The organism is Marinomonas primoryensis, assembly GCF_013372285.1.
Taxonomy (GTDB): Bacteria; Pseudomonadota; Gammaproteobacteria; order Pseudomonadales; family Marinomonadaceae; genus Marinomonas; species Marinomonas primoryensis.
The window spans coordinates 1,723,641-1,744,072 of the sequence record NZ_CP054301.1 but is presented as its reverse complement, the minus strand read 5'-3'; the positions used below and the strand labels follow the sequence as shown (position 1 = coordinate 1,744,072).

Sequence of the window (20,432 nt, the reverse complement as noted above, 5' to 3'; positions counted from 1 at the left end):
TTATCTGTTATTTTTTTGGCAAACGCTTAATCGCTTGCTCTAAATCTTTATCAACTTGGCTAGGTGTCGCATCAATCACACGCTGAAAAGTATCATATTCCAGCGAAGCCTTTTGTTTAGCCTGTAGTGCTGAAACAGTCCCTGCATTATTTAACAATTCATAATCACTTAAACGTAAAAAATCATCCAGTTTAGTGCTCCAATCTGCCATTTTCATCAAACGACCACGCTCAGCTTGTAGTTCAGCAAATTCTAAATAAGAACTTACCAAGCGATTAAGCTGGTTTAATTCTTGTTCAGACAAGTAGTTTTTGGCCGTTGTCATATCCGCTCTACGGGGCTCATCACCTACAAAGTGCGTTAACCCGACATTAGGCTTTTCAGCATCGGCTCGCAGATAAATTAATTCAGCCGCCGTATGACCATGCGTCGCCCAATGCATCTTATTTTGTACTTGCGCAAAGAATTTTTGGCTGGTTTCAGCTTTACCATCATAATCAATACTGGTGGCATAAATATCACAAATTTTGCGCCAAAAGACTTTTTCAGAAGAACGTATATCGCGGATACGCGCTAACAGCTGCTCAAAGTAAACGCTGTTATCTGGATGTTTCAAGCGCTCGTCATCCATGACAAAGCCTTTCACCAAATACTCTTGTAGAGTGGCGGTTGCCCATTTACGGAACTGTGTACCCTGAGTAGAACGTACTCTATAACCCACGGCCAATATGGCTTCTAAGTTGTAGTGGTCTATATTACGACTGACCTGCCTGCTGCCTTCTTCGCGAACTATCCGGAAATTCCGGATGGTTGCATTTTGATCAATTTCAGCTTCTTTATAAATATTCTGAAGATGCTCATTAATCGTGCGTACATCCTTTTGGTATAGATCAGCAATCAAAGCCTGAGTTAACCACAGCGTATCGGATTCAAAGCGGCACTCTATACGGGTTGAACCGTCTGCGGCCTGAAAAAGAACAAACTCCCCTTGTGGGGCTAAATCACTCATAAAATCCCTCTTAATATTAATCTGGCGTCCAGTTCCTGACGTCGATTTTTCCAGTAACGGCAGCGGAGATTAGAGCTGTGCGGCGTTCTTGCAATAACACTACAGCGTTATTAGCTTTATCAATAAGATTACTAAACTTTTCTTTCTGTAAATTAATATAATCAACTATTTCACTTTGTTCAGATGCAGGAGGGACTGAAGCTAATATTTCATTTAGGATAGCTATATTAATAACACCCATTGTTCCGCCTCGACTCAACAGTTCAAACTGCTTAAAAACCATCTCGCTTTTCAGTAACTCCCTGATGTAATACGGGTCATGATCTTGACTGATTTCAGCTTTAATCAATCGTGGATTAATTATTCCAGGCTCAGCACCTTTCGGAAAAACAGCAATCTTCCCAAACGTTCCTACACAACTAATAAGAATTTCTCCTTCACCTACAATATAACGAGATAACTCTAGGTAATTTTTTTCATTGATATAATAGTCACCAATTGTGAAGTTATTTGGTATAACTTGCTCTTGTCCATAAACCTTATAGCCATGCTTAACATACATATCTTTGGTGATACTTGAACCAAAAGGCCCCGCTATAATTCTGTCACAGAGAAACTTGAATTTTTTCACCTCCCAATGCTCCGGCACTTCACCTAACCACTCCACGCCTGAATCACGCATTGGGGCGTCTGGATTCAGACCTTTGGTAACGGCGTGGCTGATAACGGCTTGGCGTTTTTCTTTTAACAGTGCAATGAGTTGTTGTTGTTTTTCGATCAGAATGTCGATTTTTGCGGTTTCGTGATCGAGGAAGTTGGCGATTTTTATGACTAGATCATCGCTTGGCCGTGGCACAGGAAATCCATTCATATTTTCCTGTGTCATTGTAGGCATACCACTTCCAGTATTACTTACATCAATTTTGGCTTTTATAAGTTTAGAATTTAATAAATAAGATAAAAACCTTGGATCTATTTTTGACGATTTCATTAATGCCATTTGTGGATTAATAGTCATCGGCTCATCTACATTTTTCACTATTGTTGACTTACCGAAAGTTGAACCAGTTTTAACCATTAATACATCACCATTAGCAACCATGATTTCAGGTGACTCGTAATACTTAATCCAACTTAAGTATGATCTTTTATCTAAAGTAAATTTATCATCATTCACATTTGAAGGGCTTAGAACTATTGCACCTTCACTCTCATCAACAATATCGTTTACCGTATACCCACGAAAACCTATTCTCCCAAAAATAGAAACCGTATATTTTAATTTCGTAACTTCCCAATCAATAGGCACAAAACCAAGCCATTCCACACCAGAATTTTTATATTCCTCATATGCTTGATACTTACCCATAAACTAACCCTCCTGTTGAGGATTTTTTCGTGAGTGCAAGGCGTGCCTGCGCGGAGCGAGGGCGCATAGCTTGTCTATGTAACCGAACGAGCACAGCCACAACGCAGCAATCGCGGAAAAAGGCCATCAGGAGTGCACCTCCTGAAGTAGATTCATAATCTCGGCACTAACCTTATCCAAATCCGCATCAATCTCCAGCAAGTCTCTTGGCGGCTGGTACTGATAAAAGTGGCGGTTAAAAGGTATTTCATAACCCACTATGCCGATTTCACCATCGATGGCATCACGCTTAGTTGCATCTATCCAAGCGTCTGGCACGTGTGGTTGTACTTCTTTTGTGAAGTAGGCTTCGTTTAGCTCATTCACGGTTTGAGTTGGGTCTAATGCTACGTTTTCGTTATCGCGCAAGTCACCGTCTGGCTTGTACTCAATAACTTGAGTCTTGCCATCCAGCTCGACCTTGAATAGTCCATAAAATGGATTGGCTGAACCCGACTTGTGAACCTTCTTGATAACCTTTTCCGCTTCTGGGTTTTTCCAGCTTACCGCTGCGGTAATGGCTTTGAGTTCTTTAGTGTCTAGTTTGATACCTTGTGCTTTCGCCGCGGCTTTTACAATGGCGTCGAATTGGTTCATGTCGTTGTGCTGCTGAGTGCCAATATGGGCTTGCAGCTTTTTGGCTTTTAGTAAAATGACTTTTTGTGCTAGCCACATTTTTCTGTCTAACAACTCTTTTATCTTGGCTTCTTTTACATCACTGAAGTTGGCTTTTAGATGAACGCGTATTTCAACTTCGTTCTCTGCTAGTACGCCATACCCTTTATTACCCGCCGCAGGCGCTTCACAATCTTCATCATCGCTCCAAGGCTGCTCTGAAGAGTGACCAAAGGTTTCATAAATCCACTTCATTGGTGCTTCTAGTGGTTTATTAGCAAAACGTAGTTCTTCTAAGCGCTCGTCACTGAACTGAAAGCTTTCACGCAAAGGCCGTTCGATAGTGATACGGCGATAACCAAACTCATGGGTATTGAATATTTTAGCGGCAAAGGTTTTGGGGGCTTCGACTTTTGGGTTGCTTGCTTGGCGGCCACGGTTTGATTTTTGTTCAGCAGGTTTCTGTAAGTCAGTTGCGTCTATCACTTCAAACGCGCCAAAGGTGCGGGTGATTAACGCGATATCGTCGATGCTCATTTCATTACGTTTAGAACCTAATGATTTACGCATTTTACTGCTTAGGTTAACGCCGTTAATCAGCTGCACCTTGCCTTTACGTTCGGCTTGCTTGTTGTTGCTAAGAATCCAAACATAGGTAGCAATACCTGTGTTGTAGAACATGTCAGTCGGCAGCGCGATGATGGTTTCGAGTAGATCAGCTTCTAAAATGTAGCGACGGATTTCCGATTCGCCTGAACCTGCGCCGCCAGTAAACAAGGGGGAACCGTTAAGAATAATACCAATGCGACCACCGCCATCTTTACTGTCCCGCAACTTACTAATTAGGTGTAATAAAAATAATAATGAGCCATCACTTACCCGTGGTAAGCCTGGGCCAAAACGACCATCGAAGCCTTTCAGGGTGTGTTCGTCTTTAATGCTGGATTCGATTTTTTTCCAATCCACGCCAAACGGCGGATTGGAGAGCATGTAATCAAAATATTCTGAATAGAGTTGATCATTCGATAAGGTGTTACCCAGCTTAATGTTATCAACCTCTTGGCCTTTGATCAGCATGTCAGCTTTACAGATGGCGTAACTCTCTGGGTTTAACTCTTGGCCAAAGGCTTTCATGATGCCTTGTGGGTTGAGTTCGTGCAGATATTCCATACCCGACGATAAGAACCCGCCTGTACCTGCCGTTGGGTCGTAAATGGTACGAATGATGCCAGGCTTAGTCAGCGCATCGTCATCTTCCATGAATACTAAGGCTGTGGTCAGGCGAACGATGTCGCGCGGGGTAAAGTGCTCCCCTGCTGTTTCGTTTGAGCCTTCCGCAAAACGGCGAATCAGTTCTTCAAACACCAAGCCCATATCGTGGTTCGAAATCCCATTAGGGTTAGAAGGTGACTGTGGGCTTAGATCGGTACTTTTTACTTTTTGAACCACTTTATACAGCAAATCAACATCGTTGAGTTGTGCGATAAATTCAGCAAATTTGAAGTGCTCGAATATCTCGCGGGCATCTTTGGAAAAGCCTTGAATATAACTTTCAAGGTTATCTTTGATACCCGTTGCACCTAGCTTAGATAGATCCATTTTCGAGGTGTTAAAAAAGCTTAAACCGTTTGGGTTGTCGGGTGTTTGCGTGGCACGTAATAGGAACTTTTCTTGCGCTTCCTCTGGTAGGTTAAGCGCTTGAATTTCATCGTATTTCGCCAGAACCGCGTCTTTAGACTCTTCTAGCACACCTTCTAAACGGCGTAACAGGGTAAACGGTAGAATGATGCGGCCATATTGGCTTTGTTTGAAATCTCCGCGAAGTAAGTCGGCAATCGACCAGCAAAAAGCGGCTAAATTTGTAGGTGTAGGTAAATCTGTGTTGCTCATAGAATGTCAGCTTTTAAAATTTCGTATTAATGGATACAAGAGCGTAGGAAGGAAAAACGAATAACATTAATAGACCGAAGCATAAACGCTCTGGGTTATCCTTAACCTGCTGTTTTTTTGATCAGCAATAATGATATTTTTTTATAGTCAATATTTATACCGTTTTGGCGCTGTTTGAGCAATGTTGAAGGGAGAGGATTCGTGCAATAAAAAAATTAACGCGCTTACGATTGTTCATAAAGTTTGTACTAAACATTAAGAAAACTCATTTACACCAGATATAGGGTTTGAGGCAATACAACCGCCACACGACTGCAAACACATTTGAATTTTGTAAATGCTGAGATTAGAAAGATTTCTAAGAGTCACACACAAGTAATAGTTGAGGGTAAAGGTCACTGTTTTCACCAATATTAAGTGGCATGGGACAAAAATGGGCCAAAATCAGATACAAAAAAGCCGAACACTGGGTTCGGCTTTCGTATCTTACACTCTCTAATTCAGGAAAGTAGTAAGTATAATTTTGGTAGGACTAGGCGAATTCGAATCGCCTGGCTCTACCATGTCAATGTAGAGCCAGGCTAAGTAACTTAAAAAAGGAGTATACTTAACTTTTTCAAGTTTTAACATTGGGATGACCTTCTCTCTTTCTTGGTTTATTTGAGATAATACGCTACTGATTTAATCTTCTCTAACCACCCAAACACCATTTTTCTTAGGACCTTGGTACTCCAAGCGCCCTTCTTCCTTTAGCTTCGACGCAGCCCGCTCCACTGTTCTCAATGATTTGCCTATTCTCTTTGCTACATCAGCTAATGTAAGCTCGGGACTTATAGCTAACGCAGCCAGAATTTGGTCTGGGGTTTTTACCGACACTTTAACCGCCACTTCTACCGTCACTTTTTCTTCTGACTGGATTGCTTCCGTAAGTGACTCGTTAATAGCGGATAACAAAAACTCAATAAAGACACTGCAGTCAGACTTGGCGTCCGCTTCTCGAAGCGATTGATAGTATTCTTCTTGCCTCGCTTTGATGACGGTTTCTACCGGCAAAAATGCAAGTAAAGGATGCCAACGTTTTAATACTAATGTTTGCCAGAAACGACCTATGCGGCCATTCCCATCACTAAACGGGTGAATAAATTCAAATTCATAGTGAAATGCTGCAGAGGCGATAAGAGGATGTGCATCCGTCTTTTTCAACCAATCCATTAACTGAATCATAAGTCGCGGCACTTGGCTTGCTGGTGGTGCCATATGCACTAACTGATCTCCCCGATATATACCTGCACCACCACTTCGCCATTGCCCTGCGTCTGTTAACAGTCCTTTCATCATGATGGCGTGTACTTCAAGCAAATCATCACCGCTTGTTTCATGCCATCTTTCCATCGATTCATAAACAGCAAAGGCATTATGAACTTCTTGAATCTCTTTTGGTGAACCAAGGACCGTCTTACCATCAACCAAAGCCGTAACCTGCTCTAACGATAAAGTATTCTGTTCGACTGCAAGAGAAGCCTGGATAGTACGTATGCGGTTTTCTTTTCTTAGCTTAGGAACAAGCTTATCTTTATTCGTTGCCGTCCACTCACCGACTTGCTGAGAGATTTCAGCGACCAAACGCATCATGGTATGGGTCAATTCAAAAGGTGGCGAGTAAGGCATACTAAAACAATTCCTAGACTTAAATGGTAAAAGTATCTTGAGGCCGAGGCGGTAGGTAACAGGATTAAATTCATTGCATCCTGACGGTTCATATTATCACTGAATTGTGACGCTAAGAAAGATATACGGGCTTAGTTTAATCAGTAAACTCTAGCATTCAGTCTTTCCTGTAACCACTCCCGCACTTCTTCCTCAATCCACCCAACAGCTCTAGGCCCAAGCTGTATGGGCTTTGGAAACTTACCTTTCGACATATAGGCGTAGATACTTGATCTAGATAAACCTGTTGTATTTATCACTTCTTTTAACTTCATAACTCGCATATTGGTGCCCCCACATAAGCGACAACTTTTAAATTTTGGCTGGACCAATGTACGATATAAATGAATCATGTTTGGTGCCCACTTTGGGTCCTTATTTTATTCATCCAAACCGCCGAATATATAAGCTGAACAGTCGCAAACGCTTTTGTTGATCTTTGACATTAAGGGGTTTTGTAATGAATCACTGTATCTCAAAACATCAAAGCAGCACCTCAGTGCTTTTCCAACAGTTTCAGTAAAAACATGGCGTGACTAAACTGATGGATTGATACGGTTTCACCCAGCATTTTCAGCTGCTCTATCGCACACGACTTAAATACTGCACCGCCTACTCGCCTATTTATTTTATTTGTTGCGAACTTAATACTAAGCTGGCAACCCTTAAAAGCCGCGTTTGCTTCATTCATTTGAAAGGTCGGAATAAAGATTTTCTTCATGGAGTCGTACCATGACTGTTCCCAAGCCTGCATTAGTGCTGTTAATGCATTCTGACTTTTCTGCTTGCATTGAATTAGATGTATGAGAAGTTGGTAAAAAACCGGATCCTTGAAGTAATTTCTTGCTTCATAGAGACGAGATTGCCCAATAAAATCAACGCCCTCTTCGTTTGAAGGTATTTGATACGCCCTATAAGAGACCTCATTTACCAGAACCGACTGGTACGCTTGCCTTATTTTCGAGACATATTGATGTGTCAACCCATACTGAAGTTCTGATGGTTGCACTGGATTTAAATCAGGGGCTTCTCTAGCCTGTCTATCAACATCCTCAAGATACCTGAGCGCTCTTTCCATTTTTTGAATCTGAATAACATGAGTGGAGATACTATTTTTATCTCTGGCGCTTAATACCGGCTTTTGATCAAACGACTCAATTTGGTATGTTCCACCTTCAAGAGGGCTTTTTTTTTGAGTTTTTTTTAGTACTACATAACTTGCAGATAACCCTTGTTCACTCTTCATCTCCGTGAAGCGCTTCCGGTTAACACGAATAAGCTTAGAAAGCGTACTATCCAATTTCTTAATTTTTTTGAAGTCATTTTCAATAGACAACCACTTCCAGTAATCCATTAAATGAGTGTAAGAGGACAAGGTTGTTGTAGCACTAGAATGACCAATCATTAGCGCCAGCGCTGGAAGCAACGCATGACGAGTAGTCGGTGTAGCAATAGCCACTTCAGTAAAACGCTGTTGATATTCTGAAAAAGTGTCTGTGCGTATCCACTCCTTAACTACTCTTGCAATAGGGTCACACTGCTTATCATTCAAAATCAACGCGGTTGCAGCAAAGCTAATACAAGTATGGCGACCATCATGAAGACGCATATCTGGATCACCAGTGACCAGTTTCAAACACTCAATGACTCGACTAAATTGATTGTCCATGTGACGTAATTCGCTTGGATTCATTGAATCAAAAAAAAGAGGAATAGATCTACTACCTTGCTGTTTTGCTTTATCAATATGCGACTCAAGTATCAACCGCTCTGTCTGACTAAGATACAAAAAATACGGAATACGACGATTGCCGCTTTTTGATTTCACCCGCACTGTTTCACTTGATATACGATTTGTCCTCACATAGAGCACTTGATCTTGAACAGAAAAATCTCTTAGCTTTAAACGTCTTATCTCTTCACGGCGAAGTCCCAGTCGACAACACAATATTAAAATTGCTGCGTTAGTGTAACGCTCCTCAATAGTCAAATCTTTATCTGTGAGTAATATTGAGAGCGCTTGGTCATACTCCCATGGCATGATGAGCCTGCCAGTTTTATTATCTTCGTTGGCATCAACATCTAAGTCATGAAAATCGACCTGAATAATGCCGAAATGCTTCTGAATCTGGGAGTGGAAATCTGCGAGAATCTTTGCTCGTTCAGCTCGATTCACCACCTCTCCAGCATCAATAACATTTTGATAAACCTCCAATAAATCTTCGTAATCAAATGTTGTAAACGATTTATTAGCAGCAAATTCGCATAAGCCTGGTACCAGTTTAGAAAAATATGTTGTTATGGATGAGGATGCCAATCCTCCATAGCGCTGCCCTTTTCTACCGGAGGCACTGTATAGCCAGGTCAATATAAGAACAACAATTTCAGGAAGCTCTTGTGAATTTTTCACCAAGTCAGATAGATTTTTAGAGTCGTCTGAAGAGATCAATTCCTGCCAAAAGCTCTTAATTTTCTCTTTTGATGTGCCGGGATAGTGTTCAAACTTTTGGCGAAACTCTGACATGAATTTTTTGTAGTACTCATTAGTACGCACTACTTTCTTTAAAAATGTACGTTCTGGTACAAGGCTCATGTGTGACACCTTACTTGAAGGCATTATGTAGCGATGTTCGCGGTTTAACATTCTTAGCAGGGTATGTTCTGTTAATCCTTTTACTTTTAGTGTTCCTTGACGCAATCCATATAAACAACCTGTTTCGGACAATCGAGGCGCATGATCAATGAGTTGGAAAAGCTTGCTGAAGGTCATCTTTTTATTGTGTAACTGTCTCAATAATGACGTGAATTTATTAAATATGACATCAACTGATTTATCGACTTCAATTTCTGAACAACGACCATTCATTAGATCCTCTAACCCTTTTGGGTAAAGAAGGATGCATTGTTTGTCAGCCTTCTTCACTAGCATTGCTAAAAGCAATGCAGACAACCCACCAAATAAAACCAAACCTTTACTTTCTATATCCGCTGTCAGATAGCCATTCCGATATTTAACCGAGCTGATGGCCACAGTTTTATACAAGTTCAACGGAGAAAGAACGCCTGTACCATCTAATATCATCGAAAAAAGTAGAATATTACTTAAAGTCTCAACAGATACTTTTTTGTGAAAATCCAATAAAACTTCTGCAAAATCATAGAAGGAAGCTTGAATTTTGCTATAGTGACGCTCACAAAGCATGACGTCATAAGGCAATACAGCCTGAGCAACTGGCGACTTCTTAAAGTAACGACATAAGGCCGCATTAAAATCATCATTACTTATTATTTCTTGTATATCAGCCTTCATTTTAGCGTTATTCACTAAAATTAAGGCTTGCTCATGAATATATGGATCTTCCCTGTAAAACTCAGCTAAAACTTCATAAAAATCTCGATTTTTTGTTATTGCATTATCGAGAACAGACTTTAGCGCCGATTGCATCTCTTGATTTATAGCTTTTGATTTAGCGTGTGTTTTTTTACTTACCGACTTTGGTAGGAACTGTCCTTTGTTGTACATCTTTGAGTGAGAAAAACTTGTTCGCGCAAGTAAGCTAAATCCCAGCTCATCAAGACATCTTGATATCGCATTTCGATGTACTTCAACTTCAGGACAGTCATGCTGCATTAAAGAAGTATTTTGAAACGAATGCATATCGGCAGATATGTGTCCCATTTGATGATCTAAGAATGGGGTTCCCTCTTCGTAGGAAAAAAGCATATGGTAAGATAAATGACGCATTGCATTCTGCGGCAAAGACCAATCCTGCCCCATAAATACTTCGATTTGAGCCGTGCTAGGCGTATCAAACGTACCATCATCCTGCCACAAGCCGAGAAAAGAGGCATAACTATCTCGATGAATGGATGCTTTTAGCTTTACAGCCGCCTTTTTATCCAATAAGCGAGCGCACTTAATGATTTGTTCAAGCCATCCTAGGGTATTTTGAATCTGCCGAGTCATCAACTCAGGAACAGGAATAATGCGGGTAGCACTTTCACCAAAATGAATCTTGTCAGCCACTAGCACACTTGTGTAATCATCGTTCCAGCAGTAATGCTCAACAAACATACTCTTATTACGACGGTGGCTAGTGACCACGGAAAACATCAAAATAGTATATGAAACAAGCTGATTGTAAGTCTCTCGTAAATCGCTAAGAGACCTACACTTTCTCACTTTTTTTAGGGCGTCATTTAAAGCATCAACTCTGTTGATGAGGTGCTCGGAAAACACCGTTTTATTAATACCGAGCCTAGACCCTACAATTAATGCGCCATCAGAATACGTGAAAGACCGCTCAAACTCCAAATCCAGCACATCAGCGCAGGCATCGATGAAAGCTACCTGAGAATTATTAGCCGTGTCCGCCATGTAATAATGCCAGGTCGATAAGCCGAATTCATTATTGCCAAATATGAGTGCGGCCTTATGTCTACCGTATTTCGATGCAACACATCCATACAACAGATACCGGAACATCTTGTGAGTAAAGCTTCTATTGAAGCCAGAAGACTGAACGATTTCTCGGCAGGCCAGAGTTAGATGTCTACTCGCGTTTAATAGTATATCGTTTGGTATGATTTGCTCTATCACCCCAGTTTGATCCCCACTAAAAAACGCTCTCAGTAAGCTCAAAAACTGCTTGGGGATTGGCAACTTTAACCAGCTAGAATGGTGCATGAGCCATTTGATATCTGCCTCACTAGGCTGGTAGCTATCGCAAATATCCAGTTCTTTACGCCAATACACACCAGATTCGAGATCAATGATTCCATAGCAGGTATCCAGCTGATTAAATGCGTCATTATCACTCTCTGATCGAGCAATATGTAATCCAAGAACTTCATGCAGCTTTAAAGACGTTAACATTGTGAGAAATGCAAGTGCTGAGCTTGCAGAAGGTTTCGCTGTATTGATCCATAGAACTGTTTTATTGAGCTCAAGGGGGGACAGGCGGTAACTAACAAACGAAAGACCAAACTGTTCTTTAGTGGTGAGAATTTGATTTCTGAATATCTCACGTTCAGCCCTGACTGCTGGACTAATTGCGTCTGGCTCTAGCTCAATAGTATCAACTTCAGGTGCATCTTCGACATCCAAGTCGTTTCCAACAAAAGGGAAAGGCGTGACATGAACGAAGACTGTAACATCAGAATCAGGCCGTCTTTTTCGTATCTTGGTAATATTTTGAAAAGGTTGCTCTTCTTTATAGTTTGCGCAAAAGTTCCAGCCGTTACGCACCATTCTTAAATATGCATTGGATACCGTGTACTGCCCTATAATTTCACTACAAAAGTAGTCCAGTGTCGCAATTGTCGTCAGTTGTTTAGGGATTAGCTTTATCTTTGAAACATAGGCTGTACTCGATAATATTAACCGAATCTCTTTAGCAGCCTCGGACAATGTGATGAAGTTGAAAACAGATTTATCCGAGACAGAGCCATAGAATATCGACGTCTTGAGCTTATGAACGGTGATTTGATCAGCTTCAGCGTGTAAGTTAGCCTCTAGCGACAAGAGGGAAAGAAGTGGAAATTGGCTTATTTTATTTTCACAAATACCGTGGCTTTGGATTAAAGCAGTTTTATAGTCTGAATCAGGTAAAATATTGGATTCATCTAAAGCCTTATTGACTTCTGTGTCTCGTGATTTCGTAAAATAAGTACAAAGTAACACTCTACCTAGGCGCTGTAGCCTAGGCGTGGGAAACTCAGAACTAATATTTTTCAATGCTTTATCGAGTAATGAGCGCGTAATCAAGAAGGGAGTTCCATCTGACAGCTACTAGGCGTAAAACTTATAAGTTCATATAGGTTAGCCTTTAGCTGCTTTACTTTGAAGTCATAGAGCTCATAGCTGTCAATTGAAAAACCATTACTGTTGTGCAATGCCGAATACTGTTCAGCATTTACTATTATTTTCTTTTTCCCTTTGCCACTCTTGGGAGCTATCTCAATACTAGGTTCTTTCTTATGCGCATCACTTATTTCAAATTCTAGAAAAAACCGTTCTTCTGTTTCAGGACTAAACTCTGGTTTTTCAGGTTCTCCAAGGATGTTTATGTTATGCGGGTTCTTATTTCCTTCAACTTTGATATCAAACTCGGTAGCATCCTCGTTTTTCGCTATTTCATTGAGTATTTTAACAGCTTCGTAAGCATCATTAATATTTGAGAAACCTGAAACTGAATAAGATGCTGATGCTGGCTGATCGACTTCGTTTAGCTGTTTTATTGATTTCGATATACCAGCTAAATGTAGATCTAAAACTTCACAGACAATGTCTTTTAGAGAATGGATAAGATCGGGTTCACTGTCTGAAAAGTCATAATTTACTTGGGTATGATCTTCTAATGCCGCGACTGAAAACTTTGTAGCATCCAGTTTAAAGCCTGCCTTCTTCTTTCGAGCTTCTACAGGGGAATTTTTACTGTTAGCAATTTTAGCCAAGAGCGTTGTTAGACGGCCAATCAAGTCTACTGATGAGTTTCCACTATTATTAATATTTTTAAACACAATGGCATTTCGCTTCTTATCAATCGAGATCCCTTTAAGCCCTACGTTAATTTCGTATACTGTTTCTACCATTGCAACCTCCAAACACTTTTAATACCGATTTTTAAGCGGTAACTAGTTGATCGTGTTTAGAATCTACACAGCTTTGTCAAAAAAACAAAACATAGACGACATATTATGACGCCTATTTACAAAAAAACACATTTTTATATTTAACTCATTTCCACCTCTAACATTTGTAAACGCTCAGACAACCCAATTAATGTCGCCGCCTCTTGAAGCAGATCCTGCTTTAATGAAGAAGGCTCCCGCACAATAATCTCAGAACCTTGGCTACGCAACCAACAGTAAGTATCCCAATCGTCTGGGATAACAGCCCTAAGAAAAAGCCATTCATCGCTTGATGTTTTTAAAATCAGTTGAGAGTCACTTAATTTTGTTTCCTTAAGCCTTCTCGCTAAACCTTTAGAAATAAGAGCTTCTAGATGAATTGATTGATCAGAATACTTCAGGCTTGGCTCACCACTATCAATATAATTCTGAATAGAAAAGCTAGAATTTGGGCGAAAATCTGTTAACGAAAGCTTCAAGGATTTAAAACGTTGGAGAGCATACTGCCTAACGTCCTGATAATCGTTGTAAGACCCTAATACGAAAGTAGCGCTTTTTCGAATCATTAATCCATAGGGGTGAAGTGTGAACGACTGCGTACCATCTTTTTTATGGCTATCATAAGAAACATCCAAAGCTTTATTTGACATAATTGCATCACACACAGTAGTCCATACACCTGAATCAATCGAAGCAGGCATCAGTGTTTTACTATCCGAAATGATTTTTACTTTCTCCAGCCAGTTGGTATAAGTTTTATCGGAATAGGATTGAAGAAAACTTTTTGCTCGGTTTAGCTGAGGAGATAGTTGAGCCAGCAGTGGAGCTGGCATTATTCCAAGGAGATACTCGTTTACCAGAATGGTGCTCACCGCTGAAGAAACATCCATAGCAGCAAAACTACCCTGATAATCTGAAGAAAAACGCCACCTGTGAGGCCGAGCCCTGTTATTGCAAGTAATCGGATAATGTTTAGTAAGATCCACTAGGTCACGCTGTAATGTACGTAGAGTTAATGATGTTCCTTTCTTTTCTAGTTTTTCAAGTATGTCTTTTGTTGTAACACCCTGCTTTGGCTCGATCGGTATTAGTTCAAGTATATTTATGTATCTAATGACGGAGTTCATAGCTATAACTCATTATAAATTTATATTGAATTCTACCCCAGCAGACATTTTGAATGCTCAATAGATAGCATAACCTTAGCAAAATACGCCTCATTTATACGACTCAGAACATCACAAAAAACAGCCGCCCCCTTTCTCGCTCTTGATAGCTTCAATAGGACTCAAATTATTGAGCTCCACACATGGTGCTCTTAACCATTTTTGAGCGTTCTCCTTGTTATCAAAAAAACCTTTCGGCGAGAACAAATATTTGCTCTGCACACTTTAACTCCGTTTCATATTAAGGACCTTTACGCATACTCTCCAAACTCTATTTTTCGTAACGTTTGCCGAACCGCTTTACGACCATCATCGGTTTCAAGAAGTGATGCAGGTATATGTCCACCTAATGCAACTATTCTTGAATGCATCCACTCATTAGCAAGCTCAACTGATTCATAAACTTTAGCTGCATGGATATATACTCTCAACACATCAATCTGACCGGCAACCACACACGAATGATTATCGCGATACTTTTCAAAGGTTTTAACAATACCCAATAATTCTTGTAACTCATAACTACTGGATGAATGGTGAAGCAAACCGACTACCATCTCTTCAATGCTCAAATACAATTTGAGTCGCCTTGGATCATCATTTTTTGTTTTGAACGTCATATAAACATCATCCTAATCGTAAGCATAGAACCGAATTCAAGTCCGAAGTGCGACACTTTTTATTTCAAGCAGCTAAGCACATTTTCTTAAAACGATAGCTGGCTACTTGAACCCTAAACATTTCCTAGGACGGTAATTAATCCGCCCCATAGCGAAGTTGATTCTCTCTTCTGTAACGCCTCTTAAGTCGATGCCTTTGGGCACATATTGCCTTAAAAGACCGTTACTATTCTCATTCGCACCCAAGAACTGTATGGATGAGCAAAATACACTTTCGCCTCTAGTGCTTGAGCTATCTCAGCATGGAGCGCAAACTCTCGACCATTATCTGCAGTGATAGTATGGACGTACTCTTTAAACGGCTCCAATAGTTCTATCGTAGCTTGGGTCACATCTTTGGCTGATTTTGAGGCGACCTTCTTTATAAGAAAAAAATGCGTCTTCCTTTCCAATAAGGTAACGATAGAACCCGTGCCGTGTTTACCCAAAACGGTGTCTATTTCCCAATCACCAAAACGTTTTTTCGTATCGACTATCGCTGGGCGTTCATCTATGGAGACCGCATTCTTGATTGCTTCCGCTTTGGTTCGTTTCCCTTTACGATAACGCTTTCGGCCTTGTCTTAAATAACGATAGAGTATCCCTTTATTTCTTTTGTCATCATGAATATATTGATAAATCCATTCATGACTGACTGGAACACCCCTCTTTTTTAAAACATTCGACACCTGCTCTGGGCTCCAGTCGAGCTTAATGAGAATACGAATATAATCATTGGTCTTTGATGATATTTGATACTTGGCTGACGTTTTTCGCCTTATCAAACAGGCGACCTGAGCTTTGTCAGGACAATATGATTTTTTTTTGTGTTTCGCTTTAGTTCACGATAAATCGTGGCTCTATGGCAATTAAGTGCCTGCGCTATATTTGAAACTGACATTTCTTGTTCTAATAGAGCAGAAATCTGGTATATTTTACCTTCGGGCAACTGCTGATAATTCATGTTTGTACTGCTTGTTTTTGTGGTGAAAAGAAATGCACCAACTTCAGCAATTGGCTTCTCCTACACCTGTCTTGCAGTGTCGCACTTATTATTTGAATTTAGGAGATGTCGCACTTCGGACTTGAATTCGGAAGTAACAAAAAGACATAAAGCAAATATCTGAATTGTTTTTATTCTAACTTTTTTTAGCTTAAAGACCATTTCACTCTTGCAATTGTCAACGAACTGAGAGTGAAAAATATTGCACTTTAGTATTGTTAAGTTTTTTGTATTTTTTATGATTATTTTTCTGGTATCTTGGTATATGATTTTTAATTTTATTAATGAGTACTTGAAAAAATCCCATCAAAAAAATAGTTTTAAAATTACACGGAGAATTTAATGGACAATGCTTTTCTAAATCTTTTTTTCGAGAACCAAGAAAATAGTCCTATTTTTTTAAGTGGTTTCATCTCTCGACAGCCGATTTTGAACTCAAAAGGTAATGTTGTTGCCTATGAAATAATTTACAGCGAATCAAAGAGTCATACTACTTCAGTCATTAATCATGATTCTATCTTCACAGATTCAATATTGTTGTTTGGTATGCTAGAATTTTCCAGTAAAAAACGCGCTTTTTTTAACATTCCAAAGCGTTTTTTAAACTCTGAAATACTTATTATTTTACCACCAGATAAAGTCATTATTGCATTGACATCAGAGACATTGAACAATACAGAAACAAAACATCATATTAACAATTTAGTTACCAAAAACTTTTCGTTTTTCTCAGAAACATCTCAATTAAAAGTCAATAAAAAAATTATAGAAAAAATTAACTATATAAAAATAGATTTTAATAGCGATATTGTTAAAATGTCTTGTGATATTAATTTCGTAAAACAGCTAAACCCTGACTGCATGATAATAATTCGAAATATAAAAACTTATTCCGACTATGAATTATTATCTGACTTTGATGTGGATTTATTTCAAGGTCCTTACTTTTCAACACCACAAAAAATTAAATTAACAGAATTCAAACTTTCGAGTAATTCGATAAATGAACTGCTTAGAGTTAATCTTGATGAAGATTTTGATTTTTCTAAAATTGCTGAAATTGTAAAAAAAGATTCATCGATGACAACTCGTTTTCTCCGTTTAGCTAACAGTGCTGGGCGAAAAAAAATCAGTATTCGTAGCATTGATCATGCATTAATTTACCTGGGCCAATATGAAGTAAAGAAAGTCATTACACTTTTTATTTTGACGGAATCCGCTAATAATAAGCCTGAAGAACTTTGCAAACAAGCTCTCATCCGTGCAAAATTTTGTGAAGCCGTTATCAATATTTATGACCCAGAAAAGTCATTTCAGGCTTACCTCGTTGGATTGTTGTCGGTATTAGATGCAATTTTCGATTTCCCAATAGAACGAATATTACCCTCTCTTGGTTTAAGCGAAGAATGCAATCGAGCTATTATAAACTATGAAGGAATTCTAGGAATAATACTAAAAAAAGCCATCCAATTAAGCGAAGAGAGAATTGAAGATAATGAGGCAATTCTTAATATTTCTGAAAGTGAATTAAACATAATGTATTTGAATGCATTATTAAATACAGATTATATTTTTAATAATTACTGATAAAAAACAATACAACAGAATTAAAAAATCAAAAACATATCGCTCAGAGAGCTACAACTTAGATCTCAACATTAACCGACACACTTGGTATAGATAAGAGAGTCAGTTGCCTATAGGCTTCGAGTTCTCACACAATCCACCCAGGTCGTCCAAAAATGAACAACCAATATAAGCAACTGACGCTAAAAGAACGATACCAGATTGAAGGTCTAAATGAACTAGGGTTTTCGGCAAGAACCATCGCAACAAAGATGGAACGAAGCAATAAAACGATTGCTCGTGAACTGAGGCGATGCCTCACTAGTAAATATTGTGCTAAAGTGGCTCACGATCAGAATGCAGGCTCGCAAGTTTACAAAACGAAGTCAGGAACTGATCGATAAAGTGGAAGGCTCACTCAAATTGAGCTTCACCTCAGAGCAAATAGCAGGACGGTTAGCCAGAGAGATACCAACACTAAAAGTCTGTTGTAATACCGTCTACACATTGTGTTTGCGCAAGGGTGGAGGCATCAATTGGCAAGACGAGGAAAGCGTTATAAACCACGTAAAGACACGATGGCAGGCGCTCACTTGATTCCTAACCGAGTCGATATCGACCAGCGCCCTAAAGAGGTTGATGACAAACAAGAAATAGGCAATTGAGAAGGAGATACGGTTTATGGTCAAGATGGCTATCTCGTCACGTTGACGGAGCGAGTCACCAAGCTTTTATTGACCTGTCGCGTTAAGAACAAGACGAAAAAATTGGTCTCTAAAGCCATTAAAAAATTGTTAAAGCCTTTTAAGCATGTTTGCCATAGCATTACGTTTGACAATGGAGGCGAGTTTGCAGGCCATCAAAGCATTGCTAAAGCGCTGAAATGTAAAACCTATTTTGCTAAGCCCTATCACTCATGGCAGCGTGGTCTCAATGAAAATACCAATGGACTATTGAGACGTTTTTATCCTAAAGGGTTCGCCATAGGTCAGCTCACCGAACAGGACATTGCGGACACGCAAATGTTAATCAATTTTAGGCCTAGAAAATCGCTAAACTATCTCACTCCAATTGAAGTATTATTAAATAAGCGTGTGTCACTTATTGCTGCAATCTAGGCAATGATTAAATTTCCAATGTCGTTAAATTATCTCATGATGGCTCAGCAACCGATACTCGATGAAAAAAAGACATTTTCGGGTACGAGCTATTATTCCGTGGAAAGGATGCCCTCAATGCAAATATTACCGACAATGATGCTGCTACAAGCCAAGTATTAGTCAATCTATGCATTGGAATTACCAAATTAGAAACTCAGTTAATAAAATCATTTTTCATTAACATTACAACCGAATTTATCTTGTCATACGCCTTTTTTCCTATCAATCCAGAGACAGTTTACATAGAAATTATTGAAGACCAAAAAATCACCTCAGAGGCTGAGGTATCCCCACAAATTTACTCATGAATAGGCTCCTTGTTTTAGCTGCTGGACTAGTTGCCTGATGCCGTCCTGCCATTCCTTTTTTGGTATCTGGAAACGGGTCATAATGGCTCGTTTCCCAAGGTAAAAGTGTGACAGAACTCTTCGCTTACGTAGAGTGTTCACCTGAAAGCGTTTTGCATAGCCTGTCAGCTCTATGACTTTACCGATTAAAACAAGCAGAAGCGCAGTGACAGTTGTAAGCAGGATTAAGTTGCTCAACCGTTCTATCTTTGATGTAAAGTTCAACTCAAACCCCAGGCCGAATCGGCTGCTTTTCATATCGCGAAAACCTTCTTCAATTTGCATTCTCGTTTCATATGCTCTGACGCAACGCTTCGCAAAAAGACGGTTCACAGGAAGAGAAGACACTAATAACCAAGGTTCTTTTGCCCCTCTGGCTGCGGTAAGCGAAGATAAAGAAGCACGTCTTTTACCTTTTTGATTGATAGAGTGACGCCCTTTCGGTGAGCTCTTGTAAAGGACAAACTGATTGGTGATTGGGCTAGATTGACGATGTTTAAGCTCTAGATGCTTAGGCTTTTGATTAGCACTAGAGAACAAAGTGGATATGCAGCGCCAAGCTTGAAGCGAGTAATCATAGTACTTACGCGGCCTTCTGACTCGTCCGACATAATCCCAGCCCTGTTTCACAACTTCATCTAACCAAGGCGTCTTATATCCAGCATCCGTTACAATGATGGGCTTTGCTTTACTTGGAATCAGTGCTTTTAAAACACTTAAAAATTGCCGATGTGTTTTAGGCTTTTCTTTTGTGAGCTTGTCATGCACTTCTTCATAAAGCGTAATGGATCGCCCCTCAAAAGCCATGCTGGCACGAATTAGAAAGTGTTGTCCACGAGCATCTAAATCAGACCAATCCACGCTAATGATTGGACGCGTTTGAATCACAAAGAGTCGGCAGATATAAGCGTAAATCGATAATGCTTCGCGGTGTAAATTCGGGTTGGAGAGCAATCGGTCTGAGCGTTTAATGCGGTGCTTTTCGTACGCTTTTGATTGGATGCCTCGACCGATATTAGTCACGGTGCAAAGATTGCCTTGCGCTAAGCTGAGTACACAAGCTGATAGCGCCTTGCGTCGAGTTTTATGCATATTTGGTCTGACAAATGGAAGGATTTTGTTCAGAATAGACGTCGCGTTCATGGCTCTCGTGTTTGATTGTTTTTGGCGAAATTATTGATCACCAAGGGCCATGAACGTTCCCTTCTTATGTTAACTAATTGTTATTTATATCAAATTCGAGGGGATACTTCAGCCTCAGAGGTTATT

Annotated in this window: 12 protein-coding genes and 2 pseudogenes; 2 read left to right on the top strand and 12 right to left on the bottom strand. The window is 39.8% G+C overall.

All coding sequences use genetic code 11. The features are described 5' to 3' along the window. Positions 1–7: 7 nt before the first annotated feature. From MP3633_RS07930 to MP3633_RS07880, 11 genes and pseudogenes are all read right to left on the bottom strand, one after another. Entirely contained in the window at positions 8–1,009 is a 1,002-nt protein-coding gene (locus MP3633_RS07930) for a virulence RhuM family protein (RefSeq protein ID WP_176335137.1), read from the bottom strand. A 16-nt stretch (positions 1,010–1,025) separates the two neighbouring features. Next, a complete protein-coding gene (locus tag MP3633_RS07925; protein WP_176335136.1) occupies positions 1,026–2,378 on the bottom strand; it encodes a restriction endonuclease subunit S in 1,353 nt (450 codons plus the stop codon). A gap of 126 nt (positions 2,379–2,504) precedes the next feature. After that, positions 2,505–4,922 (bottom strand): type I restriction-modification system subunit M, encoded by a 2,418-nt coding sequence (locus MP3633_RS07920; RefSeq protein ID WP_176335135.1) that lies wholly within the window; start codon positions 4,920–4,922, stop codon positions 2,505–2,507. Between the two features lie 681 nt (positions 4,923–5,603). Next, positions 5,604–6,590, bottom strand: a complete 987-nt coding sequence (locus MP3633_RS07915; protein ID WP_176335134.1) for a Fic family protein — start codon at positions 6,588–6,590, stop codon at positions 5,604–5,606. Positions 6,591–6,730: 140 nt separating this feature from the next. After that, on the bottom strand, positions 6,731–6,904 hold the full coding sequence (locus MP3633_RS07910) for a helix-turn-helix transcriptional regulator (protein WP_244959954.1): 174 nt from the start codon (positions 6,902–6,904) through the stop codon (positions 6,731–6,733). A gap of 221 nt (positions 6,905–7,125) precedes the next feature. Continuing rightward, on the bottom strand, positions 7,126–12,396 hold the full coding sequence (locus MP3633_RS07905) for a site-specific integrase (RefSeq protein ID WP_176335132.1): 5,271 nt from the start codon (positions 12,394–12,396) through the stop codon (positions 7,126–7,128). After that, positions 12,393–13,223: a hypothetical protein gene (locus MP3633_RS07900; RefSeq protein WP_176335131.1), complete on the bottom strand. Its 831-nt coding sequence runs from the start codon at positions 13,221–13,223 to the stop codon at positions 12,393–12,395. Before MP3633_RS07900 ends, MP3633_RS07905 begins: the two co-directional genes overlap by 4 nt. A gap of 140 nt (positions 13,224–13,363) precedes the next feature. Next, positions 13,364–14,389: a helix-turn-helix transcriptional regulator gene (locus MP3633_RS07895; RefSeq protein ID WP_176335130.1), complete on the bottom strand. Its 1,026-nt coding sequence runs from the start codon at positions 14,387–14,389 to the stop codon at positions 13,364–13,366. A gap of 111 nt (positions 14,390–14,500) precedes the next feature. Beyond that, the gene (locus MP3633_RS19125) at positions 14,501–14,650 is read right to left on the bottom strand and encodes an MbcA/ParS/Xre antitoxin family protein (protein ID WP_176335129.1); all 150 of its coding nucleotides are present in this window, start codon (positions 14,648–14,650) and stop codon (positions 14,501–14,503) included. Between the two features lie 29 nt (positions 14,651–14,679). Next, positions 14,680–15,048: an MbcA/ParS/Xre antitoxin family protein gene (locus MP3633_RS07885; RefSeq protein WP_176335128.1), complete on the bottom strand. Its 369-nt coding sequence runs from the start codon at positions 15,046–15,048 to the stop codon at positions 14,680–14,682. A gap of 64 nt (positions 15,049–15,112) precedes the next feature. After that, positions 15,113–16,051 (bottom strand): annotated as a pseudogene (locus tag MP3633_RS07880) (IS30 family transposase). 381 nt (positions 16,052–16,432) lie between these two features. On the opposite strand from MP3633_RS07880, the gene MP3633_RS07875 reads away from it, so the two are divergent. Both MP3633_RS07875 and MP3633_RS07870 read left to right on the top strand, forming a co-directional pair. After that, on the top strand, positions 16,433–17,677 hold the full coding sequence (locus tag MP3633_RS07875) for an EAL and HDOD domain-containing protein (protein ID WP_176335127.1): 1,245 nt from the start codon (positions 16,433–16,435) through the stop codon (positions 17,675–17,677). Positions 17,678–17,832: 155 nt separating this feature from the next. Continuing rightward, positions 17,833–18,774: pseudogene (locus MP3633_RS07870) on the top strand (IS30 family transposase). Between the two features lie 344 nt (positions 18,775–19,118). On the opposite strand, the gene MP3633_RS07865 reads toward MP3633_RS07870, so the two are convergent. Then, a complete protein-coding gene (locus MP3633_RS07865; RefSeq protein WP_217909064.1) occupies positions 19,119–20,255 on the bottom strand; it encodes an IS4 family transposase in 1,137 nt (378 codons plus the stop codon). Between the last annotated feature and the right edge of the window lie 177 nt (positions 20,256–20,432).